Source organism: Hymenobacter psychrotolerans DSM 18569 (assembly GCF_900142395.1).
In the GTDB taxonomy this organism is placed as follows: Bacteria; Bacteroidota; Bacteroidia; order Cytophagales; family Hymenobacteraceae; genus Hymenobacter; species Hymenobacter psychrotolerans.
On record NZ_FRAS01000013.1, the window covers coordinates 30,221 to 53,131 of the forward strand.

The following is a 22,911-nucleotide window of genomic DNA, read 5'->3' on the forward strand; positions in this document are numbered from 1 at the left end:
AACTTCTTCTCCGATGAAACCCAACATCCTGGTGCTCTGCACCGGCAACTCCTGCCGCAGCCAGTTGCTGCACGGCTATCTAGAACAAGAGCTAGGCGACCGGGCCACGGTGTACAGCGCCGGCGTGGAAGTGCACGGCCTCAACCCGCGCGCGGTGCAAACGATGGCCGAAGACGGCGTGGACATCAGCCACCACACCAGCAACCACGTCGATGAGTACGCCCACGTGCCGTTCGACTACGTGCTGACCGTGTGCGACCACGCCAACGAGGTGTGCCCCGTGTTTACGTCCACCGCCAAGAAGCTGCACCACAACTTTCCCGACCCGGCTAAAGCCACCGGCACCGAGGAAGAAATCATGGCGCAGTTCCGGACGGTGCGCGACCAGGTAAAAGTTTACGCCCACGACTTCGTGCAGCAGGAGTTGGCCACCGCCGGATGAAAAAGAGCCCGGACGCTGCGCAGGCGGCCCGGCCCCGCCGCCAGGCCGGGCGGCGCTGGGTGTCACTCCTGGGGCTGCTACTTACCGGGCTGCTCAACTGGCCGTGCCACGCCCAAACGGATGCAGTTGCCACCCGAGCCCCGGCATTTGCCCGGCCCCTGACGCTCACGCTCACCGGGGGCATCGGGACGCCCTACGGCAACGGGCTGGACGTGGGCTACCGCCTGAGCCGGCGTGTGGAAGCCACGGCGGGCGGGGGCTACGACTGGAGCGGATTCAAAGCCGGGGTGGGGGCGCGGGTTGACCTGCTCACCGAGCACAAGGCTACCACGTTTGCGGGCATCAACCTGGCCTACTCCGGCGGGCGGGATGCACTCACCGTCCACACGGAAGCCGACCGGGCAGGCCGGCGCGAAACGGCCCGGATTCGCCTGCGTTCCGGCGCCGTGGCCCGCCTGCGAGTGGGGCTACGATGGCAGCCCACGCCGCGCCTGGCGTTGCTGACGGTGATGGGCAAAGGCCTGGCCTTTGGTCCCAACCCGGTGCAGTATCTGGACGGGGCCGCCCCTAGCGAGGACTTGCGCGCCCTGGTGAACACGCGGCGGCCGGACAGCATTGAACTTTCCCTGGCCGTCGCGGTGCGGCTGAGGCCTTAACCAAGCGTATGGAAACCGATGTACTCGTGATTGGAGCGGGCCAAAGCGGGCTGGCCGTGGGCTATTATTTGCACCGCGCCGGTCTGACCTTTGAGTTGGTGGACGACCAGCCGGTACCCGGCGGCGCGTGGCCCCACGGCTGGGATTCATTGCGCCTGTTCTCGCCGGCCGATGCCAGCTCCTTGCCCGGCTGGCTCATGCCGCGTCCGACCGACAACGGCTTTCCCGCCCGCGACGCGGTGATTGACTACCTCACGCGGTACGAGCAGCGCTATGAATTGCCGGTGCGCCGGCCCGTGCGCATAGAGGTCGTGCGCCGGTCGGGCAAGGGCTTCGCCGTGCAAACCGATGCCGGGACGTGGCAGGCTCGGGCGGTGGTGTGTGCCACCGGCAGTTGGAGCAATCCGTTTATTCCCGCGTATCCCGGTCAGGCCGACTTTGCGGGCGTGCAGTTGCATTCGGGCCAGTATCAGGATGCCGCGCCCTTTTCCGGCCAACGGGTGCTGGTGGTGGGCGGCGGCAATTCCGGTGCGCAGCTGCTGGCCGAAGTGTCGCAGGTAGCCAACACGACCTGGGTCACGGAAAAGGAACCCCGCTTTTTACCGGATGACGTAGACGGCCGCCTGCTGTTCACCCAAGCCACGCAGCGCTACCACGCCGGCCAGGAAACCGCTCCGCCGCCTACGCTCGGCGACGTGGTAATGGTGGACTCGGTGAAGGAAGCCCGCAGCCGGGGCGTGCTGCACAGCGTGCGGCCGTTTGCGCGCTTCACCCGCACGGGCGTGGTCTGGGCCGATGGGCGGGAAGAAGCCGTGGACGCGGTACTCTGGTGCACGGGCTTCCGGCCGGCACTTGACTTTCTGGCGGCTCTGGGTGTGCTGCAGCCCGATGGACGGGTGGTCACGACCGGCACGCAGGCCACCGCGCTGCCCGGCCTGTGGCTGGTGGGCTACGGCAGCTGGACCGGCTTTGCCTCCGCGACGCTGATTGGCGTGGGCCGCTCGGCCCGGGCCACGGTGGATGAAATCAAGGCGTTGCTGGCCCCTACCCAAAGCGCTTAGCGGGAATTTCTGTTCCTACTCTAGTGCTACCCCGATAACAAAAGCGTTTGGTCGACGACCGTGCGGTACCCCTGCACGCCGGTGCCACCGCCCGTCTTCACCATAATTTCTTCGGGTGCGCGCTGGTCGAGGTTCACGACGTAGACGTGCATGTAGGCCAAGTATTGGTCGTTTTCTTTCAGCCAGGGATTTAAGCGCCTCAGCCAGGGGTTTAAATCAAACTCGACCCACCGGGCGGGGGTAGCCAGGGGGTGACCTCCTCCCAATTGCTGGACCGGCCCGCAGTAGAGAATCAGGCGTTCTGAAGCTCGACCGTACTGGCTGCTGCCATGACCTGATCGGGCGTTAAATTCTGCAACGAGCTGTGTGGTCGGAAGCTGTTATACTCCTGCCGCCACTGCTCGATTTTCTCCTGCGCGTCAGGCAGCGACAGGAACCAATGCACGTTCAGGCACTCGTCCCGAAAACTACCGTTGAACGACTCAATATACGGGTTATCAGTTGGTTTGCCGGGGCGTGAGAAGTCCAGCGTGACCTGCTGTTCGTAGGCCCATTTGTCCAGCGCCTTGCTGATGAACTCGCTGCCGTTGTCAACCTGAATGCGCTCGGGCACGACACCCAGCGTTTGCTGCAGGCGGCTCATGACAGCCACCACGTCTTCGCCTTTCAGCGACTGCCCCACGTGAATGGCCAGGCACTGGCGGCTAAAATTATCGACTATCGCTAAGGCGCGAATCTTGCGCCCATCGAAGAGCTGATCGGCCACGAAATCCATGCTCCAGCTCTGGTGCGGCCGCTGCAGTTCGATCCGCTCCAGCCGGTGCGCCGCGGCCCGGCTGCGCTTGGGGCGTTTGCTGCGTAAATGAAGCCCTTCCAGGTAATAGAGGCGATGCACGCGCTTGTGATTGTCGGGCCAGCCCTCCCGGCGTAGCAGCGTAAACAGACGCTGGCAGCCGTAGCGCACCCGGATCTGGGCCAGTTCCCGCAACCGGTGGCGCAGCACCGTGTCGTCCCGCCCGTGTGGCCGGTAGTACCAGCTTGAGCGCTGCAGCGACACGACCTGGCAGGCCCGGCGGGTCGAGATGCGGTACGCGTCGCGTAAGTGTTGAGCCGCGTGGCGACGCTGCACGGGCTTCAGAACTTTTTTTTGAGCACGTCCTGCAGCATCTGCTTGTCTAAGCTCAAGTCGGCCACCAGCTGTTTGAGGTGCAAGTTCTCTTCTTCCAACTGCTTCAAGCGGCGTAGCTCGGGCACGCCCAAGCCACCATATTTCTTCTTCCAGTTATAGTACGTGGCCTCGCTGATGCCCATCTTCCGGCAGACTTCCGCGACGGCTACGCCCGTGTCCGCCTGGCGCAGGGCAAACACGATCTGGGCCTCGGTAAATTTCGTCTTCTTCATGGCACGTGTCTCTTGGTTTAAGATACGACAAGGGCCTGATTTCTCTACTTTATACCGGTCCGGTTTTGTGGGAGGACGTCAGGACCCGACCGACCCCGACGGCCTGCGCCTGATGCAGATTGACAACGTGTGGAGCAAAGGCGTGGAAGCGTCGGTGCAGGGCAGCATCACGCCCCAGCTAAACCTGATTGCCAACTACGCCTACAACGACACGCGCACCCCCGGCGACTCAGGTTTCGACTTCTACGCCGCTGGCCGTTTCCCCAACGCGCCCCGCCACAATGCCAACGCCTGGGCGAAGTACCAGCTTACAGGCGGCGCTTTGCGCGGCCTGCACCTGGGGGCGGGCTTTAATTACCTGAGTGAGCGGACCACCTTCCAGCCAGCCCTCATCGTGCCCGGCTACACCACCCTGGATGCCAGCTTGGGCTACCAGCGCGGCGGTTTTCGCACCAACTTGACCCTGAACAATCTCACCGACAAGGTATATTACCACGGTGTGTACGGTCCGGCCAACCTATGGCCCGGCAACCCGCGTAGCTTCCGCCTCACCGTGGGTTACGTGTTGTAAATCACTGGTTCAATGGCTGAATTGTTGAATGGCTGGCTGTTCTGCTGATGTTAGAAAGTTTAGCCATTTAATCATTAAGCAATGCAACCATTTAACCACTAATTCATGGCCAAACCACGCGGGCTGAAATATTGGGCGGGCCGGTTGCATCTGTGGCTGGGGCTGGCCATTGGGGCGGTGGCGCTGCTGAGCTACCTGCCGGCGGCCCTCTATACCTGGGAGCCGGAATTGACGGACTGGTACTACCGCGACCTGGTATTTGTGCCGAAGGCCGGCGGACCGGTGCGGCCGGTGGCCGAGCTGCTGGCCGCGGCCCAGGCCGCCGTACCGGCTACGCACCGCGTGAACGGGCTGGAGCTGACACCGGGCCCGGACCGGGCCTATATCTTCCAAACGTATCAGGACAACCCAAAGCCCGGCTGGACGGCGTTTTCGCAGTACGCGCACTGGGAGCAAATCTACGTGGACCCCTATACCGGCCGGGTGCTGGGCGTGGTGGACGTGCCCCGCAACTGGATCGAAAACCTGCGTGTCATGCACCAGCAGCTGCTCTTGCGCTACGACGTGGGGCACATTATCGTGGGCACGGCCACGCTGGCGCTGCTGGCGGCCGTGCTCACGGGTCTGGTGCTGTGGTGGCCCCGCAACCGGGCGGCCCTCCGGCAGCGCCTCACGCTGAAGCGCGGTGTGCGCTGGCGCCGCCGCAACTACGACCTGCACAACGTGGGCGGCTTCTATGCCTACGCCGTCATTCTGCTGCTGGCTGCCTCGGGGCTGGTGTGGTCGTTTGCGTGGTGGGAAACGGGCGTCTTCCGCTTGCTGGGCCAGGCCACGAAACCCGGCTACGGTGCCCACGCCGCCGCTCCGCCCCGCCCGCGCACTACGGCCGCTCCGCTTGACCGGGCCCTGCACCACCTGCAAACCCGCCACCCAGCCTGGACCAGCATGTACCTGAGCTGGCCCGAGCCCGGCGGCAACAACCCGCACGAGTTGGAAGGCTACGTGGACTACGACGGGGGCACGGCCTGGAACGAGTCGGATACCTATTTCTACCATACCGCCACGGGGGCGGTGACCTACGCCGAGCAGTTCACGGGCAAGAGCACGGGCGAGAAGTGGCGCAACTCCAACTACCCCATCCACATCGGTACCCTCTTCGGCTGGCCCACGCGGGTGCTGGTGTGCCTGGCCACGCTGGTGTGCGCCTCGCTACCCGTCACGGGCTTTCTAATTTGGTGGGGCCGACAGCTCAAGAAGACTCAACCCCGGCAGTTGGCTGTGCCGGCTATACCGGTTGTCTCGTAAGGAAGGGGGTTGTCGCATACCTTGCGTCCTTCGTTTACTGTAGTGCTCATGACCAACACTTCGCCTACGCAGCTGTTTCAGGAACTGCTCGCGCTGCTGCGGGCGACCCGCACCACCGAGGCCACCGTGCGCCAGCGCCTGCGGCCCTTCACCACCCGCACCCGGCCCATCCCCTCCCGGCTGGGGCGCACCTACCTGCTGGTGGAAGCGCCTTTCTTCCGGGTGACGGCAACGTTTGAGGGGCCGGCCCAGGAACTCTACCAGGTCATTCTGCGCCTGACGCCGGCCGCCTACGCCGAGATTAAGGCTTACGCCCGCACGCTGCCTGCCACGGAAGACGGGGCCCGGTGGCGGGGCCGCTGGCTGGGTATGCTGCCCCGCCTAGATGTGGCTCCTGCAGTCGGGAGCGAAGCGGGCCTCAGGGCGTATTTTCTGGGCCTGTTCCCACAGCGTAAGATTGTAGTGCTGACCCGCCAGGCTCGCTAATTGCGCACCCAAGGAATCTATTTGGCGGCGGGTACGTATGTTTGCAGCGTTTGCCTCTTTCTGCTATGCGTTTTTTCGCGGTCTTTTTTGCGGTCTACCTGCTGGTGCTGGCCTGTCTGCCCTGTGCTGATGGGACGGTGAGCCAGCCGGTGCGCGCCCGCGCCCGCGTTACGGCGCAGACCGATGCCGCCGCGCATCATCAGCAGGATTGGTGTACTCCCCTGTGCCATTGCCACTGCTGCGCTGGTACCTCCTTACCCGCCGCTACAGCTGTGGTTCTTCCGGCCACCCACCCGGTAGGCGATGCTGCCCGGCTGTTTGCTCGGTTGACGAGCCCGGCCCCGCAGCAGCGGGCTTTTGCCGTCTGGCAACCCCCCCAAGCCTAGTTTCCTGTTTTTTCGGTTCCGTCCGCGGGACCGGGCACGGCAACGTGCCCGGTCCCGTCGACGCATACGCACCTTGCTGTGCGCTGTCGAACCCTGCCGTCGTCGAGCCCCGCGGGCTCCGACCGCCCTTTTCTCAGGATTTCTAGTCTTACCCCTCAGCCAGTATGTTCGACCGGCTCATTCACTTTTCCATTCACAACAAGCTCATTATTGGGCTGCTGACCTTGGCTTTGATTGCCTGGGGCAGCTACTCGCTGAGTCGGCTGCCCATTGACGCGGTGCCCGACATTACCAACAACCAGGTTGTGGTCTACACGGTGGCACCCTCGCTATCGGCCGGCGACATCGAGCGGCTGGTGTCCTTTCCCATTGAGCAGAGCGTGGCCACGATTCCGGGGCGCGAGGAAGTACGCTCCTTTTCCCGCTTCGGCCTTTCGGTCGTGACCATCGTCCTGGAAGACGGTATCGACATTTATTGGGCCCGCCAGCAGGTGGCCGAGCGCCTGCGCGAGGCCGAAAGCCAGATTCCAGCCGGCGTGGGCCGGCCGGAACTAGCCCCGGTCAGCACCGGCCTGGGCGAAATCTACCAGTACCTGGTGCGCGCCAAGCCCGGCTACGAGAAGAAATACACCGCCCGGGAGCTGCGCACGATTCAGGACTGGATTGTGCGCCGCCAGCTGCTGGGCACGCCCGGCGTGGCCGACGTCAGCTCTTTCGGGGGCCAGCTCAAGCAGTACGAGGTGGCCCTGGACCCGGAGCGGCTCCGCTCCCTGAACGTAACCGTGGACCAGGTGTACCAGGCCGTGGCCCGCAACAACCAGAACACGGGCGGGGCCTACCTGGACCAAAACCCAACGGCCTACTTTATCCGCACCGAGGGCCTGGCCCAGAACGCTCAGGACATCGGCAACATCGTGGTACGCTCGACCAGCAGCGGCCTGCCGGTGCTGGTGCGCGACGTGGCCGAGGTGCGCCTGGGCTCGGCCGTGCGCTACGGGGCCATGACCCGTAACGCGGAGGGCGAGGTCACCGGCGGCATCGTGCTCATGCTCAAAGGCGCCAACGCCAACGAGGTTATCAAGGCCGTCAAGGAGCGCATGGAAACCGTGCGCAAGTCCCTGCCGGAAGGCGTGACCGTGGACGTGTACCTGGACCGCTCGGAACTGGTGGGCCGCGCTATTCATACGGTAACCAAAAACCTGATTGAGGGGGCGCTCATCGTGATTTTCGTGCTGGTGCTGTTCCTAGGCAACCTGCGCGCGGGGCTGGTGGTGGCCTCGGTGATTCCCCTGGCCATGCTCTTCGCCATCAGCATGATGCGCGTGTTCGGTGTGTCGGGCAACCTGCTCTCGCTCGGGGCCATCGACTTCGGGCTGGTAGTGGACGGGGCGGTGATTATCGTGGAGGCCATCGTGCACCGCCTGCACACCCACTCGGGAATTGCCGCCCACCCCGACGGGGCCCACGGCAAGCTGACCCAGGACCAGATGAACGAGGCCACCTACGAGGCAGCCTCCAAAATCCGCGCATCGGCCGCGTTCGGGGAAATCATCATCCTCATCGTGTACCTGCCCCTGCTGGCCCTGGCCGGCATTGAGGGCAAGATGTTTAAGCCCATGGCCGAGACGGTGGCTTTCGCCATTATCGGCGCCTTCATTCTCTCGCTCACCTACGTGCCCATGATGGCGGCACTGGGGTTGAGCCGCAACACGGAGCACAAGCGCAACTTCTCGGACCGCATGATGAGCTGGCTGGAGGCCCGCTACCGGCCCCTGCTGGAATGGGGTCTGCGCCGCAAAGCCCTGGTGCTGGCTTCGGCCGTGGGGTTGTTTGTCGGGGCCTTGCTCGTGTTCCGCACCCTGGGGGGAGAGTTTATTCCCCAACTCTCGGAAGGCGACTTCGCCATTGAGATGCGCGTGCTCACGGGCTCGTCGCTAAGCTACACCATCGAAAAAAGCCAGCAGGCCGGGGCTATTCTCAAACAGCAGTTTCCGGAGGTCAAGGAAGTGGTGGCCAAGATTGGCGCGGCCGAGATTCCCACCGACCCCATGCCGGTGGAGGCGGCCGACGTGATGGTGATCCTGGAAAAGGACCAGAGCAAGTGGACCTCGGCCAAGTCCCGCGAGGAGCTGGCCGAGAAAATGGCCCACGCCCTGAGCGTGATACCGGGCGTCACCTTCGGGTTCCAGCAGCCCATTCAGATGCGCTTCAACGAGCTCATCAGCGGGGCCAAGCAGGACGTGGTGATGAAAATCTACGGCGAAGACCTGCAGCAGCTGGCCGACTACGCCCAGCGGGCCGCGGCGCAGGTGCGGCAGGTGCAGGGAGCCGAAGACGTGTACGTGGAGCAGGTGACGGGCCTGCCGCAGATTGTCGTGCAGCTGGACCGTAACAAGCTGGCCCAGTTCGGTCTGAACGTCGAGGACGTGAACCGCACGGTGCAAACCGCCTTCGCAGGGCAGAGCGCCGGGCAGATATTTGAGCAGGAGCGCCGCTTTGATTTGGTGCTGCGCCTGCGCCCGGACCTGCGCCAGGACATCAACGCCGTGCGCCAGCTCTTCATTGCCACCCCGCGAGGCGAGCAGGTGCCGCTAGAGCAGGTGGCCACCGTGGCCCTGCAGGAGGGCCCGAACCAGGTGCAGCGCGACGACGCCAAGCGTCGCATCACGGTGGCCTTCAACGTACGGGGCCGCGACGTGGAAAGCGTAGTGGAGGAGCTGCAGGGCAAAGTAGACCAGCGCCTGAAGTTCGCCCCCGGCTACTACGCCACCTACGGCGGGCAGTTCGAGAACCTGCGCGAGGCCTCGCAGCGCCTGAGCGTGGCCGTGCCGGTGGCCCTGACCCTGATTTTCGTGCTGCTCTTCTTCACCTTCGGCTCCCTGAAGCAGTCCGTGCTGATTTTCACGGCCATTCCACTCTCGGCCATCGGGGGCGTGGCGGCCTTGTGGCTGCGCGGCATGCCGTTTAGTATTTCGGCCGGGGTGGGCTTCATTGCCCTGTTCGGCGTGGCCGTGCTCAACGGCATCGTGCTCATCGGTTACTTCAACCAGCTCAAGGACGAGGGCTGGGCCAACCTGCACGAGCGAATTCTGGAAGGCACGCAGGTACGCCTGCGCCCGGTGCTGATGACGGCTACGGTGGCCTCGCTGGGCTTTTTACCGATGGCCCTGAGCACCTCGGCCGGGGCCGAGGTGCAGCGCCCCCTGGCCACGGTGGTTATCGGCGGACTGGTCACGGCTACCTTGCTCACGCTGTTGGTGCTGCCGGTGCTCTACGCCCTGTCGGAACGCACCCCGGCAGCCGGGCCGGACGAGCAGCCCGAGGATCCAACCCACCACGGCACCCGGTCGGCGCCCCTGCTGGCCGGCGGCGCGGCCGTGCTGCTGCTGGCGCTGCTGGTGCCGGGCACCGGCCGGGCCCAGCAGGTGCAGCTGACGGCCGGCGGCACGCCCTTCACGGCCCAGCAGGCCGTGACCCAGGCCTTGCAGGCTAACACCACGGTAACGGCCGCCCAGCGCAGCCTGGAAGCCCAGCAGGCCCTGCGGCGCACCGCTACCGACGTGGGCCGCACCACCGTGGGCGTAACCTACGGGCAGTACAATTCCTACCGCAAGGACAACCAGTTCAACGTCAGCCAGAGCTTTTCGCTGCCGCGAGTGTACCGCAGCCAGCGCCAATTACTGGAGGCGCAGGTCGGCGGGCAGCAGCTCACGCTGGCCCAGGTGCAGGCCGAGTTGCGGCGGCAGGTGCGCCTGAATTATGAGCAGGCCGTGTACGCCCGCCACCGGGTGCAGGTGCTGCGCGGGCAGGACAGCCTATACAGCGAGTTTTTGCGGGCCGCCCAGCTGCGCTTTAAAACCGGGGAAGTAGCCCGCCTGGAGCCGGCCACCGCCCTAGTGCAACAAGGCGAAACCCGCGCCCTGATTGCCCAGGCCCGCACCGGCTACCAGGTGGCCCAGCGCCAGCTGCAAGCCTTGCTGCAACAAAGCCAGGCGGTGGGCGTGGCCGACAGCCTGCTTCGCCCGCTGGAGCCCGTGGTGCTGCCTGTGGCCGGCGATACGGCGCAGCTGGCCCAGAACCCGGAGCTGCAAGTGCAGCGCCAACTCATTGCCCAGCGCCAGGCGGCCACCCGCACCGAGCAGGCCCTGGGCCTGCCCAACGTGACGCTGGGCTATTTCAACCAGTCGCTGATTGGCCCCCAGACCGTGGGCGGCGTGGGCGGCGCGGAGCGGTACTACGCCGGGTCGGACCGCTTCCAGGGCGTGCAGGCTTCGGTGGGCATTCCCCTCCTGCGCGGGCCGCAGAAGGGTCGGGTCCAGGCCGCCCGCCTGCAGGAGCAGGTGGCCGACGCCGGCTACCAACGCCTGCGGGCCGAGCTCTCGGGCCGGCTGGACGAACTGGTGGCCCGGCACGCCGAGCAGCAGCAGCGTCTGGCTTTCTACCAGCAGACGGCCCTGCCCCAGGCCGACGTCATCGTGCGCCTGAGCACGCGGGCCTTCAAGGCCGGTGAAACCGGCTACGCCGAATACCTGCTCAACCTGGAGCGGGCCCTGAGCCTGCGCACCACCTACCTGGACGTGCTGCTGGAACACAACCAGACCGTCATCGAGCTGGACTACCTGCTGGGCAGCACCCCCCAGTAATCATCCCTGACTTTTCTTGCCTCCCCCTTTCATGACAAAATACGCATTGCTGGCCCTGCTGGGCCTGACGCTGGCCGGTTGCGGTCAGGAGAAAACGGATACGGCGGCACCGGAAGCGGCCGGGGCCACCACGGAAACAGCGGCCGGCGGCGATAAGGCCGCAGGCGACGAAGCCGCTGAAGAAAACGCCACGGAAACTACCCTGTCGGCTGCCGAGCAGCGGGCGGCCGGTATCCAGCTCGGCCGGGTGGAAGACCGGGTGCTCAGCGGCACGCTCAAAGTCAACGGCACGCTCGACGCGCCCCCGGAAAACGCGGTGGCCGTCAGCGCCCTGCTTGGGGGCATCGTGGAGCGGACGTCCCTGCTGCAGGGCAGCCGCGTGCAGGCCGGGCAGGTGCTGGCGACGGTGCGCAACCCCGAGTTTGTGCAGCTCCAGCAGGATTACCTGGAAACCAGCAGCCAGCTGGAGTTTGCCCGCGCCGAGTACGAGCGCCAGCAGGAACTGTACCGCCAGGAAGTAGCCCCGCAGAAAAATTTCCAAAGGGCCCGCGCCGAATACCGGGCCATGCAGACCCAGGTGGCGGCGCAAGCCGCCCGCCTGCGCCTGGCGGGCCTGCCGGTGGGCGGCAAGATTATCACGACGGCCCCGGTACGGGCCCCGCGCGGCGGCTTTCTGAAAACCGTGAATGCCAGCGCCGGGCAAAGCGTGACCTCGACCGACGTGCTGTTTGAAATCGTGGACCCGGCGCACCTGGACGTGGTGCTGACCGTGTTCGAGAAGGACGTGCCCCAGGTACGCGTGGGCCAGACCGTGCGCTACACCCTGGCCAATGATTCGGTCGGGGCCGAGCACCGGGCGAAGGTGTATGTGATTGGCCGCGCCGTAAGCGAGGACCGCACGGTGCGCGTGTACGCCCACCTGAGCCGGGAAGACGCCAGCCGCCTGCCCGGCACCTACGTGCGGGCCACCATCGAAACCAACTCGGCCACGCTGCCCTCCCTGCCCGACAAGGCCCTGGTGCAGTTTGGGGGAAAGAGCTACGTGTTCGTGGCCGAAGGTCCGGCAGGAAAAAACCAGGAAACGCACTACCGCATGGTGCCCGTGACGGCGGGGGTAAGCGAAAACGGCTACACCGAAGTCCGCCTGCCGCAAGGCACTGCAGCGGCGCAGGTCGTGGTGGAGGGCGCGTACTCGCTGCTGGCCAAGCTCAAAAACGCGGAAGAAGAAGAATAGCCGCGCTTTTTCTCCCCTAGTTCGGCCGCGTTCCTGTCGCGGCTCTTCGCCCTACCCATGCTCCATCTGCTCACCGGTTGCCTGCTCTTAAGCCTGCTGCACGCCGCGATTCCCAACCACTGGGCGCCGGTGCTGGCCGTGGCACGCGCCGAGCGCTGGCCCCTGCGCCGGGCCGTGGGCGTGACGCTGGTAGCCGGCTTGGCCCACGTGCTGAGCACGGTGCTGCTGGGCCTGGGGCTGGGGCTGCTGGGCTGGCGCTTATCGGCGCAGTTCTCCCACCTGGCCCGCGGGGCGGCCCCGGCCCTGCTCGTGCTCATCGGCGTGCTGTACGCCTTGTCGGGGCCGGGCCACACCCACCCGGACCCGGCCGCCGCCCGGCCCCGCGGCCGGGTGGTGCTGGGGCTGGCGGCGACCATGTTTCTGGCGCCCTGCCTCGAAATCCAAACCTTTTTTCTGGCCGCCGGCACCCACGGCCCGGCGGCGCTGGCCCTGCTCATGGGGGTGTACCTGCTGGCTTCGGTCTCGGCCATGTGCGCGCTGGTCGCGCTGGCTCACCGGGGGCTGGGTCGCCTGAACCTGGACGGGCTGGCGCACCACGAGCGTCGCCTGACCGGGGCCGTGCTCGTGCTGGTGGGCCTGGCCAGCTTTTTCGTGGACTGGTAGCGGCCCGCCGGCTGCTGTCTTCATTTTTCACCCGATGCATCTTTCCTATGCCTGATCCAACCTCTTCCAATACCGACGAAGAGCTCAACACCGCCAAGCAGGTGCAGCTCGACAACGTGGGCGCCCTGAGCCGGGACCAGCTCACGCCTGAGGCCGCCGCCGCGCCCGAGGGCCACGACGTGCCCGGCCACGACCACGCTACCCACGACCACACGGGCCACCACCATCCCCCCGGCAAACAGGTCGTGGACCTGGCCGGCCAACCGGCCGGCGAGCACGCCGGCCACTCCCACGGGGACGGCGACGACCACGACCACGGCCCGGCCGGGGACAATCCCTACCTCTGGCCCGGGGTGAGCCTGGCCCTGCTGCTGGCTGGCATTGCGCTCGACTACTACAACGTGGGCTTTTTTACCGGCTACGTGCGCCTGCTCTGGTACGGGGTGGCCTTCCTGCTGGTGGGCTGGAAAGTCATCCGCTCCGCCGTGCAAAGCATTCCATCGGGTAACGTGTTCAACGAGTTTCTGCTCATGAGCATCGCCACGCTGGGGGCGTTTGCCATCGGCGAGTACCCGGAAGGGGTGGCCGTGATGCTGTTCTACACGGTCGGCGAATTATTCCAGGACGCGGCCGTGAACCGGGCCAAGCGCAGCATCAAGGCCCTGCTGGAAATCCAGGCCACGGAAGTCACGGTGCTGCGAGGCGGGCAGTCCTTGGTGCTGGATCCCAAACAGGTACAGGTAGGCGATACCATTGAAGTGAAGCCCGGCGAGAAGGTAGCCCTGGATGGGACGCTGACCAAGGGACCGGCTTCCTTCAATACGGCGGCCCTGACGGGGGAATCCGTGCCCCAGACCAAACAAACGGGGGAGCCGGTGCTGGCCGGCATGGTCAACCTGGAAAGCCTGATTCAGGTGGCCGTCACGGCAGGCTACCAGGACACGAAGCTGGCCAAGATCCTGGCCATGGTGCAGGACGCGGTGGGCCGCAAGGCCAAAACCCAGCAGTTCATCACCAAGTTCGCCAAAATCTACACCCCCATCGTAGTGGCGCTGGCCGTGCTGCTGGTGCTGGTGCCCTCCTTCGTGGTAGAGGACTATGTCTTCCGGGACTGGTTGTACCGGGCCCTGGTGTTCCTGGTCATTTCCTGCCCCTGCGCGCTGGTCATCAGCATTCCGCTGGGTTACTTCGGCGGCATCGGCGCGGCCTCCAAAGCGGGCATCCTGTTCAAGGGCTCCAACTTCCTGGATGCCATGCGCGAATTGGATACGGTGGTGATGGACAAAACCGGCACCCTCACGGAGGGGGTGTTTGCCGTGCAGCAGGTGCAGGCGGTGGGACTGGAGAAAGCCCAGCTGCTGCGGCTGCTCGGGGCGCTGGAAACCAAATCGACGCACCCGATTGCCAAAGCCGTCGTGGCCCACGTCGGCGCGGCTACCGCCGGCGTGGCAGTAGAGAACGTGGAGGAAATAGCCGGCCACGGCCTACGGGGCCGGGTGGACGGGCGCGACGTGCTGGCCGGCAACACCAAGTTGCTGCGCAAGTTTAACGTGGCCTACCCGGCCGAAGTAGACCAGGTGGTGGACAGCATCGTGGTGGGGGCCGTGGACGGGCAGTACGCAGGCTACCTGACTGTGGCCGACGCCCCGAAAGAGGACGCGGCCCGCGCCGTGCAGGAGCTGCGCGCCGACGGCATCAGCAAGCTGGTCATGCTCTCGGGCGACAAGGACAGCATCGTGCAGCGCGTCGCCCGGGAGCTGGGCATCGACGAGGCCCACGGCGGCCTGCTGCCCGAGGACAAGGCCCGCTACGTGCAGCAGTACAAAACCGAAGGGCGGAAGCTGGCCTTCGTGGGCGACGGGGTAAACGATGCTCCGGTGGTGGCCCTGGCCGACGTGGGCATTGCCATGGGCGGGCTGGGCTCGGATGCGACCATTGAAACGGCCGACGTGGTGATTCAGACCGACCACCCCAGCAAGATTGCCACCGCCCGGCGCATTGCCCGCGCCACCCACCGCGTGGTATGGCAAAATATCTGGCTGGCCTTCGTCGTGAAGGGTATCGTGCTGGTGCTGGGCGCGGGCGGCCTGGCTACCATGTGGGAGGCCGTATTTGCCGACGTGGGCGTGGCCCTACTGGCTATTTTGAATGCCGTGCGCATTCAGCGCATGGACTATTCCTCACCGGGTACCGGTAGCCCGTCGCCCGCTGCCCCGCCAGTTACAGAAAACCTGTCGGTGGTTGAGCCCATGCCCCGCGAACTGCGTGAAGGCCCGCACCACTCTAACGACCAAACGAAATGAGCGGGTCCCACGGCATGAGCGGCAGCGCCGCTTCGCGCAATAAGCGCGCGTTAACCATCGTCTTCTTCACGACGCTGACTTACCTGGTGGCCGAAGTCATCGGCGGCTGGTGGACCGGCAGCCTGGCCTTGCTGGCCGATGCGGGCCACATGCTCACCGACGTGGCCGGCGTCGGGCTGGCGCTGCTGGCCATCCGCTTCGGCGAGAAACCGGCTACGCCGGCCCGCACCTACGGCTACTACCGCTTTGAGATTCTGGCCGCCCTTACCAACGCGGTGGTGCTGATTCTGATTTCGATTTATATTCTCTACGAGGCCTATCTGCGGTTTTTGAACCCGCCCAAGGTGGAAAGCACGACCATGATGTGGGTAGCCGGCGTGGGCCTGCTGGTCAACCTCTACGGGGTGTACCTGCTGCGCAAAAGTTCGGGCGAGAGCCTGAACATGAAGGGCGCCTATTTCGAGGTGCTGTCGGATATGCTCACCTCCGTGGGCGTCATGGTCGCGGGGGCTATCATGATTACCACCAAGTGGTACTACGCCGACCCGCTGCTCTCGACCGGTATTGGCTTGTTCATCCTGCCCCGCACCTGGGCCCTGCTCAAGGAGTCGGTGAACGTGCTGCTGGAAGGTACCCCGGCCGATGTGAACCTGGAGGAGCTGCGCCAGGGCCTGCTGCAAGTGCCGGGCGTCGCGGCCGTGCACGACCTGCACGCCTGGGTGCTGACCTCTGGCGTGAATGCCCTGAGTGTGCACGTGGTGCTGACCGACGAGGCCCGGCACGAGGACGTGCTGACCCGCGCCCAGGACTACGTGACCACCAAGCATCCCATTCAGCACGCCACCATTCAGGTGGAGCGCGGCGACTTTGCCCAGCACGAAACCCATCTGTAGTGACTCTCGGGTCACTATTGCGTGGCGATAACACCTTCACTCGCTATGTCCTTCACTTTCGTTGAGTTGCAGCCGAACCAGCGTACTCCACTGCCAGCGTGGGTAACGGCTGCGGCTCTGGCGTTGCTGGTTTTTAGCAAGTGGGCCGTTGGGGTGCAAGCAGCCTCGCACGCACTGCTGGCCGATGCCCTGGCATCCGCGGCCCAGCTAGGGCTTCTTCTGATGAGCCGCACCGGCCGGTGGTCAGTCGCTGACTCTCCACAGGGGCTGGCCGCCCGGCAACGCGTGTGGACAACCGTCGGCGCCGGGGCATTGGTTACCGCAGCATTCGGTGCCGCCTGGTACTGCATTCGGGTGATGAACGTTCCGCACCCGCCGCCGACCATTGTATCAGCGTGCGTGGCCGGGGTAGCCATCGTGCTGGAAAAAGGCGCGTACCGGCAGCTGTTTGGCCCCCCTAACTTGGGTGAGTTCCGGGCGTGGTATCACCCCAGCAATGCGTTGCCGTCCAACCTCGCGCTCGTCGGCATCAGCCTGTCCATTCTGGGCGGCCCTGGCTACGAATGGGCCGATGACTGGGCGGCCCTGGGCATTTGCGCGCTGCTCGTGGGCAATGCCTACCGCCTATTGCAGCCAGCCTCGGTTGCCGGGCCAACGGTACGCCGGCAAGAATGGAAAGCCCGGCTGCAGTGCTGTACTCAGACGATTCCGGGCATCACCCTCGCCGAGGCCCATCTTGAGCCGTCCGAAACCGGTTCCGTTCTGCATGTATGGGTACGCGTATCCAGCCCCCTGACGGTTGCGCAAGAGCACGCCATAGCCCAACAGGTGCAGACTGTTCTGGCACCCGTCCAACCGCCTTCATCAACGCTGCTCGTGCGCATAGTCCCTTCGTAAGCCTGCACAACCACTCTCCCCCTTTTCTCCACAACCATGACCTCCTACGACGTAATTATTATCGGCTCCGGCCCCGGCGGCTACATCGCCGCCGTGCGCTGCGGGCAGTTGGGCCTGAAAACGGCCATCATCGAAAAGTATCCCACCCTGGGCGGCACCTGCCTCAACGTGGGCTGCATCCCCAGCAAGGCCGTGCTCGAATCCACCGAACTCTACCAGAAAGCCACCCACCAGTTCGCCGAGCACGGCATCGACGCGGACAACCTGCGCGCCGACCTGCCCCGCATGATGGCGCGCAAGGACCAGGTGGTGAAGAAGGTGTGCGACGGGGTGGTGTTTCTGATGAAGAAAAACAAGGTGGACGTACTCCACGGCGTAGCCTCGTTCGTGGATGCCACCACCGTGCAGGTCGAGCCCAGCGACGGGGGCAGTGGGGATAAGCAGCTGCTCACGGCCAAAAACATCATCATTGCCACCGGCTCCAAGCCTAGTACCCTGCCCTTTATCACCCTGGATAAGGAGCGTGTCATCACCAGCACCGAAGCGCTGGCCCTGCGCGAGCTGCCCCAGCACCTGATTATTGTGGGCGGCGGGGTTATCGGCCTGGAGCTGGGCTCAGTGTATGCGCGGCTGGGTAGCAAGGTGTCCGTCGTGGAATACACTGACGCCATCATCCCGACCATGGACCGCACCCTGGGCAAGGAGCTGCTACGCTCCCTCAAGAAGCAGGGTCTGGAGTTTTACCTCTCGCATAAGGTGACGGCCGTGGTGCGGACCGGCGACACGGTGAAGCTCACGGCCCAGGGCGGGCCATCGGCCGAGCTGCAGCTGGAAGGCGACTACTGCCTGGTATCGGTGGGCCGCCGGCCCTACACCGACGGGCTGAACCTGCCCGCGGCCGGCGTGGAGCTGGATGAGAAGGGCCGCGTGAAAGTCAACGAGGACCTGCAGACGACGGTGCCGGGCATCTGGGCCATCGGCGACGTGGTGCGCGGGGCCATGCTGGCCCACAAAGCCTCCGACGAGGGCGTGTACGTGGCCGAGCTCATTGCCGGCCAGGCCCCGGAGGTGAACTACCTGCTTATCCCGGGCGTGGTCTATACCTGGCCCGAAGTAGCCAGCGTGGGCTACACCGAGGAGCAGCTCAAGGAGCAGGGCAAAGCCTATAAGGTGGGTTCCTTTCCGTATTCCGCCTCCGGCCGGGCGCTGGCCGGGGCCGACACCGAAGGGCTAATGAAGGTGCTTACCGACGCGCAGACCGACGAGATTCTGGGCGTGCACATGATTGGAGCCCGCATTGCCGACATCATTGCCGAGGCCGTGGGCATCATGCACTTCCGGGGCGCGGCCGAAGACGTGGGCCTGATGTCGCATGCCCACCCCACCTACGCCGAAGCCTTCAAGGAAGCCTGCCTGAACGCGGCCGGCATCGGTGCCCTCAATATGTAACCCCGTATGCTACTCGCCTTTCTGCTGGCTGTTACGCCGGACGCGCCCCCTTCCTGGACCCAGGTGCTACTGTATTCCCTGGTGCCCGCCGCCATCATGGTCGTGGGGGCCGTTGTGGCCGTGCTGCGCCCACCCGGGGCGGCCATTCGCAGCGCCATTTTGCACTTCGCCGCCGGGGTGGTGTTTTCCGTGGTGGCCGTCGAGCTGCTGCCCGACATTGTGGCCCGACACCGTCCGCTGGAGGTTGGCCTGGGCTTCGCCATCGGCGTCGGGGTTATGCTGGTTCTGCGCTCGCTCACCCGCAAGGCGGCCGAAAAGGAAAAAGCCGGGCCCACGCCGGCCCTGCCGCCCGGGGTGCTGTGGGCTTCCCAGACCTCGCCGGACGAGGCCGTCCGTCCCGGCGCGCTGCCGATGGGCCTGCTCACCGGGGTCGGCATTGACATCCTCATCGACGGGCTGCTGCTGGGTATCGGCTTTGCCGCCGGGGCCGAGGAAGGTATGCTGCTGGCCATTGCCCTCACCATTGAAGTATTGTCGCTGGGCTTGGCCACGGCCGTGGAGCTGCGCCAGGATGGACAGGGCAAAGCCCGCACCGTGGGCATCGTGGCCGCACTTTCGGCCCTGCTGGTCGTGGGGGCCGGCGTGGGCATTACCGTGCTCAAGGGGGCCTCCGACAACGTCATGGAGTTGGTGCTCTCCTTTGGCCTGGCCGCGCTGCTGTTTCTGGTGACGGAAGAGCTGCTGACCGAGGCCCACGAGGAGCCGGAGTCGCCCTGGCTGACCTCGGCCTTCTTCCTGGGTTTTCTCCTGTTTCTACTTCTGGGCATGCTCGTGTAGCCGGCCACATTTTCTTACCTCCTATGGATTCGCACAAGCTTCTTATCGAACTCACCCTGGTGCCGGCGGGCCGGCATATTGCCTTTTCCAAAGACATGCTGGAAAAGGTGCACGTGTACCGCCGGGTAGGGACAGCCGGGGACGCCTGGCAGCAAGTGGCCACCAACGCCCGCTCGCCCTTCATAGATACGGAATCCTTTCCGGCCGGCACCACGCTGGAGTACCACGTGCAGCACTTCAATCAGCAGGATGCCTTTGAGGGACACAGCAACATCGTGCGCACGACCCTGTAGCCACTGAGCTACTCTTTTTTCACATTCCCGTCACCGCTGGGCTTGTGCCCAGGCGGTGATAAGCTACTTTGCTCGCTGCATGATACCTCGTTTCGTTGTGGGTGTGCTCACGTTGCTGCTGCTGGGCGCGTGCCGGGAGTCGACGCCGGAAACGCCGGTGCACACGGCCGACACGCACCAGCGCCATCCGGCCCCGGCCCAACCCGAACTCAACTCCGCACCAGCCGTGGCCGCCCGGGCGCGGCAGCGCCTGCGCACGGTGGCCCGCTCAGGCAACATCGACCACGACGTGGCCTCGCTGCTGCTGGAGCATCACCGCGGGGCCCAGCAGCTGGTTGCCGTGGAACAGGCCACGGGACGGGATGCGGACTTGCGGGCGCTGGCCGATTCGCTGCGCCGGGAGTGGCAGCAGGAAAGTCTGGCGCTGGGCCGGCTCGCGAGCCGCACCCACGACAAGGCCTCCGAAGAAAACACCCGCTTCTACCAGGAATTTTCCCGCGACGTACAGGCGGCCTGCGATTCGGCGGCCCGGTACTCCCGCCCGCCGACGGGCAACCCGGACGCCGACTTTGCCGCGGCCCTCTCCGCCCACCTGCGCACCGGCCTGCTGCTGGTGCAGGAGGGCATCGCCCACGGCAGCGACCCGCCCCTGATTGCCCTGGCCCACCGCTTTCACCACGACCATCTCCGGCACCTGCGGCAGGTACAGGCCTGGACTTCCGCTCACGCTTCTCCCACCAAGCACTGACCCCATGCGCTTTACCGACAAAATATGCCTCGTCACCGGGGGCGGCTCGGGCATCGGCCGGGCGGCCTGCCTGCAGCTGGCAACTGAAGGCGGCACCGTCGTGGTCCTGGACCGCGACGAAACCACGGCCCAGCAGACCGTGGACCTGATTGAAAAAGGCGGCGGTCAGGCCCGGGCCATCCGGGTTGATTTGGGCCTGGTGGCCGAGATAGAAGCGGCCATGGGCACCGTAGTAGCCGCCTACGGCCGGGTGGATGTGCTGGTCAACAACGCGGCCATGATGACATTTAAGCCGATTACCGAGTTGGCGGTCGAAGAGTGGGACCTGGTCATGGCTGTCAATCTGCGGGCAGTTTTTCTGCTCAGCAAACTGTGCCTGCCCCACATGCGGGGCGGAGCCATCGTCAACATCAGCTCCGTGCATGCGCAGGAAACCACGGCCAATGTCATTCCTTACGCGGCCAGCAAGGGGGCGCTCGAAGCCTTCACCCGGGGCATGAGCCAGGAATACCCGGCCAGCAAAGTGCGCACCACCTGCGTGGCCCCCGGCGCCATTGACACGCCCATGCTCTGGAACAATCCCAACGTGAAAAGCGGCCGGGAGAAGATCACGGGCGAGGTAGGTCACCCCGACGACGTTGCCCGCGCCATTTGCTACCTGGCCTCGGCTGAAGCCCACTACATCAACGGCACCACCCTGGTCGTGGACGGCGGCCGGCTCAGCATTCTCTAAGCCCGCCGGGCCGTTGCTCACCTTATTTTCACCGTCCTATGAGTCCTTTTTTGTTTGCTACGGGCATCGAAAACAGCTACCCCACCATCCGTCTGCCCGACGGCACCACCCACCGGGTAGATGAGTTGGAGAAAACCGGCCACTACGCCCGCTGGCGCGAAGATTTTGCCCTGGTCAAGGACATGGGCCTGGAGTTCCTGCGCTACGGCCCGCCCTACTACCGGGTGCACCAGGGGCCCGGCCAGTACGACTGGGCCTTTACCGATGAAACCTTCGGCGCCCTGCGCGAGCTGGGCATCACGCCTATCGTGGACCTGCTGCACTTTGGCTTGCCCGACTGGCTGGGCAATTTCCAGAACCCGGCCTTTCCCGAGCACTTTGCCGCCTACGCCGGCGCCTTTGCTGCCCGCTTCCCGGAGCTGCAGTTCTACACCCCCATCAACGAAATCTTCGTCACCACCATGTTTTCCGCCCAGTACGGGTGGTGGAACGAGTGCCTGGCCAGCGACCAGGCCTTCGTAACGGCGCTCAAGCACCTATGCCGGGCGGGTGTGCTGGCCATGCAGGCTATTCTGGCCGTGCAGCCAGGGGCCACCTTCGTGCAAAGCGAGTCGGCTGAGTACTTCCACCCCGAAACGCCGGCTGCGCGGCCCCTGACTGATTTCCTGAACCAGAAACGCTTCCTGAGCCTGGACTTAACCTATGGCTACCCCGTGAGCGTGGCCATGTACCAGTACCTGCTGCAAAACGGCATGAGGCCGGAGGAATACCAGTGGTTCGGGGCGCAGAACATCAAGGCCAAATGCATCATGGGCATCGACTACTACCGCACCAACGAGCGCCTGGTGCGCCCGGACGGCAGCACTTATCCGGCCGGTGACGTATTCGGCTTTTACGTGGTGGCGCGCCAGTACTTCGACCGGTACCGCATGCCTTTGATGCATACGGAAACCAACCTGTGGGAGCCCGATTCGGTGAGCTGGCTGTGGCGGCAGTGGGCCAACGCCTATCGCCTCAAGCAGGACGGCATTCCCCTGGTAGGCTTCACCTGGTACTCGCTGCTCGACCAGGTGGACTGGGACACGGCCCTGCGCGAGAATAACGGCCGCGTCAACCCATTGGGCCTCTACGACCTGGACCGCAAGATGCGGCCCGTGGGCCGGGCCTACCAGCGCCTGATTGCCCAATGGAAAGACGTGCTCCGGGACGAGAGCTACGGCGTGCACATCAACTATTAAGCCCCTCTTGCTATGCCTGCTTTCTTAGCACTTCTGCGCCGGGTACGCATCCTGTTGCTGGGGACCGGAGTCCTGCTGCTGGGCTTTTGCGGTCACCCCCGCAAGGAGCAGCACGCGGAACCTGCGCGCCCGGCCGCGGCCCCGGCCGATTCGGGCCACGTAGACGCGCCCGTGGAGCACGCCACCGCCACCGGCATTCTGCAGCGGTTGCAGGAGAGCCTGGACGGCCTTTCGCTGAACGGCCGGGCCGACCATGACTTTGCCCACCTGGCGCTGGAATACACCCACGCCGGTCTGGATCTGGCCAACCTGACGGCAGAGCGGAGCACATCCGATTCCCTGCGGGCCCTGGCCCGGCGGGTGCGCCCCGGCCAGGAGCGGCTGTTGCCCGAGCTGGAAGCCCTCACATCCCGCCAGCACCGTCTGCATGCTAACCACCGCCTGGACCCGACCACGCCGTTTGCCCGGGCGACGGCTACCATGCGCCGCGACCTACGCACCCGCCGCGCCGCGCTCCCGGCCTCCCCGGACCCGGCCGGGGATCTGGCCGCCGCCTGGCAAATCTACGCCGCCAGCGCGGCCCGGCTGGCGCAACTGGAGCTGCGCTACGGTCAGGACCCGCGCCTGCGGGAAATAGCCCGCCTACTCCGCCCGGTCGGGACCTCCCGGTAA

22 protein-coding genes are annotated in these 22,911 nt (G+C 65.3%); 20 read left to right on the plus strand and 2 right to left on the minus strand.

Translation table 11 applies throughout. The features are described 5' to 3' along the window. Positions 1–13: 13 nt before the first annotated feature. From BUE15_RS12555 to BUE15_RS12565, 3 genes are read left to right on the plus strand one after another with little or no spacing between them, the layout of a single operon-like run. Positions 14–442 carry an arsenate reductase ArsC gene (locus BUE15_RS12555; protein ID WP_073285443.1) on the plus strand — a complete coding sequence of 143 codons (429 nt, stop codon included), beginning with the start codon at positions 14–16 and terminating at the stop codon, positions 440–442. Further along, a complete protein-coding gene (locus tag BUE15_RS12560; protein WP_073285446.1) occupies positions 439–1,098 on the plus strand; it encodes a hypothetical protein in 660 nt (219 codons plus the stop codon). Before BUE15_RS12555 ends, BUE15_RS12560 begins: the two co-directional genes overlap by 4 nt. An 8-nt stretch (positions 1,099–1,106) precedes the next feature. After that, entirely contained in the window at positions 1,107–2,159 is a 1,053-nt protein-coding gene (locus tag BUE15_RS12565; RefSeq protein ID WP_073285449.1) for an ArsO family NAD(P)H-dependent flavin-containing monooxygenase, read from the plus strand. A gap of 26 nt (positions 2,160–2,185) precedes the next feature. On the opposite strand, the gene BUE15_RS22495 is transcribed toward BUE15_RS12565, so the two are convergent. Both BUE15_RS22495 and BUE15_RS12575 read right to left on the minus strand, forming a co-directional pair. Then, positions 2,186–2,311 carry a hypothetical protein gene (locus BUE15_RS22495; protein WP_258049179.1) on the minus strand — a complete coding sequence of 42 codons (126 nt, stop codon included), beginning with the start codon at positions 2,309–2,311 and terminating at the stop codon, positions 2,186–2,188. Positions 2,312–2,451: 140 nt separating this feature from the next. Further along, positions 2,452–3,560 (minus strand): IS3 family transposase gene (locus BUE15_RS12575; RefSeq protein ID WP_374940613.1). Its coding sequence is split into 2 segments (ribosomal slippage): positions 2,452–3,299 and positions 3,299–3,560, totalling 1,110 coding nucleotides; the frame shifts between segments, so codons are not numbered across the junction. Here BUE15_RS12575 and BUE15_RS12585 point away from each other — a divergent pair. The 17 genes from BUE15_RS12585 to BUE15_RS12665 all read left to right on the plus strand — a co-directional run bounded on the left by BUE15_RS12585 (position 3,559) and on the right by BUE15_RS12665 (position 22,911). Next, a complete protein-coding gene (locus BUE15_RS12585) occupies positions 3,559–4,131 on the plus strand; it encodes a TonB-dependent receptor domain-containing protein (RefSeq protein WP_073285461.1) in 573 nt (190 codons plus the stop codon). The two genes, BUE15_RS12575 and BUE15_RS12585, sit on opposite strands and share 2 nt — an antisense overlap. Before the next feature lie 105 nt (positions 4,132–4,236). Continuing rightward, the gene (locus tag BUE15_RS12590) at positions 4,237–5,436 is read left to right on the plus strand and encodes a PepSY-associated TM helix domain-containing protein (protein WP_073285463.1); all 1,200 of its coding nucleotides are present in this window, start codon (positions 4,237–4,239) and stop codon (positions 5,434–5,436) included. A 48-nt stretch (positions 5,437–5,484) separates the two neighbouring features. Then, positions 5,485–5,922 (plus strand): hypothetical protein, encoded by a 438-nt coding sequence (locus BUE15_RS12595; protein WP_073285466.1) that lies wholly within the window; start codon positions 5,485–5,487, stop codon positions 5,920–5,922. Positions 5,923–5,987: 65 nt separating this feature from the next. Further along, positions 5,988–6,308 (plus strand): DUF6660 family protein, encoded by a 321-nt coding sequence (locus tag BUE15_RS21590; protein WP_139252267.1) that lies wholly within the window; start codon positions 5,988–5,990, stop codon positions 6,306–6,308. Between the two features lie 164 nt (positions 6,309–6,472). Beyond that, entirely contained in the window at positions 6,473–10,951 is a 4,479-nt protein-coding gene (locus BUE15_RS12605; RefSeq protein WP_073285471.1) for a CusA/CzcA family heavy metal efflux RND transporter, read from the plus strand. 31 nt (positions 10,952–10,982) lie between these two features. Next, on the plus strand, positions 10,983–12,185 hold the full coding sequence (locus tag BUE15_RS12610; protein WP_073285474.1) for an efflux RND transporter periplasmic adaptor subunit: 1,203 nt from the start codon (positions 10,983–10,985) through the stop codon (positions 12,183–12,185). Positions 12,186–12,242: 57 nt separating this feature from the next. Then, positions 12,243–12,848 carry a hypothetical protein gene (locus tag BUE15_RS21595; protein WP_073285477.1) on the plus strand — a complete coding sequence of 202 codons (606 nt, stop codon included), beginning with the start codon at positions 12,243–12,245 and terminating at the stop codon, positions 12,846–12,848. Positions 12,849–12,895: 47 nt separating this feature from the next. Continuing rightward, a complete protein-coding gene (locus BUE15_RS12620) occupies positions 12,896–15,151 on the plus strand; it encodes a heavy metal translocating P-type ATPase (protein ID WP_084549029.1) in 2,256 nt (751 codons plus the stop codon). Continuing rightward, positions 15,148–16,044 (plus strand): cation diffusion facilitator family transporter, encoded by an 897-nt coding sequence (locus BUE15_RS12625; RefSeq protein WP_073285480.1) that lies wholly within the window; start codon positions 15,148–15,150, stop codon positions 16,042–16,044. Before BUE15_RS12620 ends, BUE15_RS12625 begins: the two co-directional genes overlap by 4 nt. A gap of 45 nt (positions 16,045–16,089) precedes the next feature. After that, positions 16,090–16,941 carry a cation efflux transmembrane domain-containing protein gene (locus BUE15_RS12630; protein WP_073285483.1) on the plus strand — a complete coding sequence of 284 codons (852 nt, stop codon included), beginning with the start codon at positions 16,090–16,092 and terminating at the stop codon, positions 16,939–16,941. Between the two features lie 36 nt (positions 16,942–16,977). After that, complete coding sequence (gene lpdA / locus BUE15_RS12635; RefSeq protein ID WP_073285486.1) at positions 16,978–18,390, plus strand: dihydrolipoyl dehydrogenase; 1,413 nt, start codon at positions 16,978–16,980, stop codon at positions 18,388–18,390. A gap of 6 nt (positions 18,391–18,396) precedes the next feature. Next, positions 18,397–19,227, plus strand: a complete 831-nt coding sequence (locus tag BUE15_RS12640; RefSeq protein ID WP_244535945.1) for a ZIP family metal transporter — start codon at positions 18,397–18,399, stop codon at positions 19,225–19,227. Positions 19,228–19,250: 23 nt separating this feature from the next. After that, the gene (locus BUE15_RS12645) at positions 19,251–19,520 is read left to right on the plus strand and encodes a hypothetical protein (RefSeq protein ID WP_073285489.1); all 270 of its coding nucleotides are present in this window, start codon (positions 19,251–19,253) and stop codon (positions 19,518–19,520) included. 79 nt (positions 19,521–19,599) lie between these two features. Beyond that, entirely contained in the window at positions 19,600–20,268 is a 669-nt protein-coding gene (locus BUE15_RS12650) for a DUF305 domain-containing protein (RefSeq protein WP_139252268.1), read from the plus strand. 4 nt (positions 20,269–20,272) lie between these two features. Further along, positions 20,273–21,001, plus strand: a complete 729-nt coding sequence (locus BUE15_RS12655) for an SDR family NAD(P)-dependent oxidoreductase (protein WP_073285495.1) — start codon at positions 20,273–20,275, stop codon at positions 20,999–21,001. A gap of 38 nt (positions 21,002–21,039) precedes the next feature. Continuing rightward, positions 21,040–22,239 (plus strand): family 1 glycosylhydrolase, encoded by a 1,200-nt coding sequence (locus BUE15_RS12660; RefSeq protein ID WP_073285502.1) that lies wholly within the window; start codon positions 21,040–21,042, stop codon positions 22,237–22,239. Positions 22,240–22,251: 12 nt separating this feature from the next. After that, entirely contained in the window at positions 22,252–22,911 is a 660-nt protein-coding gene (locus tag BUE15_RS12665) for a hypothetical protein (protein ID WP_073285504.1), read from the plus strand.

Coding starts and splice junctions, on each gene's coding strand:
- BUE15_RS12555 (WP_073285443.1), top strand. CDS start 14: ATGAAACCCAACATCCTGGTGCTCTGCACCGGCAACTCCTGCCGCAGC.
- BUE15_RS12560 (WP_073285446.1), top strand. CDS start 439: ATGAAAAAGAGCCCGGACGCTGCGCAGGCGGCCCGGCCCCGCCGCCAG.
- BUE15_RS12565 (WP_073285449.1), top strand. CDS start 1,107: ATGGAAACCGATGTACTCGTGATTGGAGCGGGCCAAAGCGGGCTGGCC.
- BUE15_RS22495 (WP_258049179.1), bottom strand. CDS start 2,311: ATGCACGTCTACGTCGTGAACCTCGACCAGCGCGCACCCGAAGAAATT.
- BUE15_RS12585 (WP_073285461.1), top strand. CDS start 3,559: ATGGCACGTGTCTCTTGGTTTAAGATACGACAAGGGCCTGATTTCTCT.
- BUE15_RS12590 (WP_073285463.1), top strand. CDS start 4,237: ATGGCCAAACCACGCGGGCTGAAATATTGGGCGGGCCGGTTGCATCTG.
- BUE15_RS12595 (WP_073285466.1), top strand. CDS start 5,485: ATGACCAACACTTCGCCTACGCAGCTGTTTCAGGAACTGCTCGCGCTG.
- BUE15_RS21590 (WP_139252267.1), top strand. CDS start 5,988: ATGCGTTTTTTCGCGGTCTTTTTTGCGGTCTACCTGCTGGTGCTGGCC.
- BUE15_RS12605 (WP_073285471.1), top strand. CDS start 6,473: ATGTTCGACCGGCTCATTCACTTTTCCATTCACAACAAGCTCATTATT.
- BUE15_RS12610 (WP_073285474.1), top strand. CDS start 10,983: ATGACAAAATACGCATTGCTGGCCCTGCTGGGCCTGACGCTGGCCGGT.
- BUE15_RS21595 (WP_073285477.1), top strand. CDS start 12,243: ATGCTCCATCTGCTCACCGGTTGCCTGCTCTTAAGCCTGCTGCACGCC.
- BUE15_RS12620 (WP_084549029.1), top strand. CDS start 12,896: ATGCCTGATCCAACCTCTTCCAATACCGACGAAGAGCTCAACACCGCC.
- BUE15_RS12625 (WP_073285480.1), top strand. CDS start 15,148: ATGAGCGGGTCCCACGGCATGAGCGGCAGCGCCGCTTCGCGCAATAAG.
- BUE15_RS12630 (WP_073285483.1), top strand. CDS start 16,090: ATGTCCTTCACTTTCGTTGAGTTGCAGCCGAACCAGCGTACTCCACTG.
- lpdA (WP_073285486.1), top strand. CDS start 16,978: ATGACCTCCTACGACGTAATTATTATCGGCTCCGGCCCCGGCGGCTAC.
- BUE15_RS12640 (WP_244535945.1), top strand. CDS start 18,397: ATGCTACTCGCCTTTCTGCTGGCTGTTACGCCGGACGCGCCCCCTTCC.
- BUE15_RS12645 (WP_073285489.1), top strand. CDS start 19,251: ATGGATTCGCACAAGCTTCTTATCGAACTCACCCTGGTGCCGGCGGGC.
- BUE15_RS12650 (WP_139252268.1), top strand. CDS start 19,600: ATGATACCTCGTTTCGTTGTGGGTGTGCTCACGTTGCTGCTGCTGGGC.
- BUE15_RS12655 (WP_073285495.1), top strand. CDS start 20,273: ATGCGCTTTACCGACAAAATATGCCTCGTCACCGGGGGCGGCTCGGGC.
- BUE15_RS12660 (WP_073285502.1), top strand. CDS start 21,040: ATGAGTCCTTTTTTGTTTGCTACGGGCATCGAAAACAGCTACCCCACC.
- BUE15_RS12665 (WP_073285504.1), top strand. CDS start 22,252: ATGCCTGCTTTCTTAGCACTTCTGCGCCGGGTACGCATCCTGTTGCTG.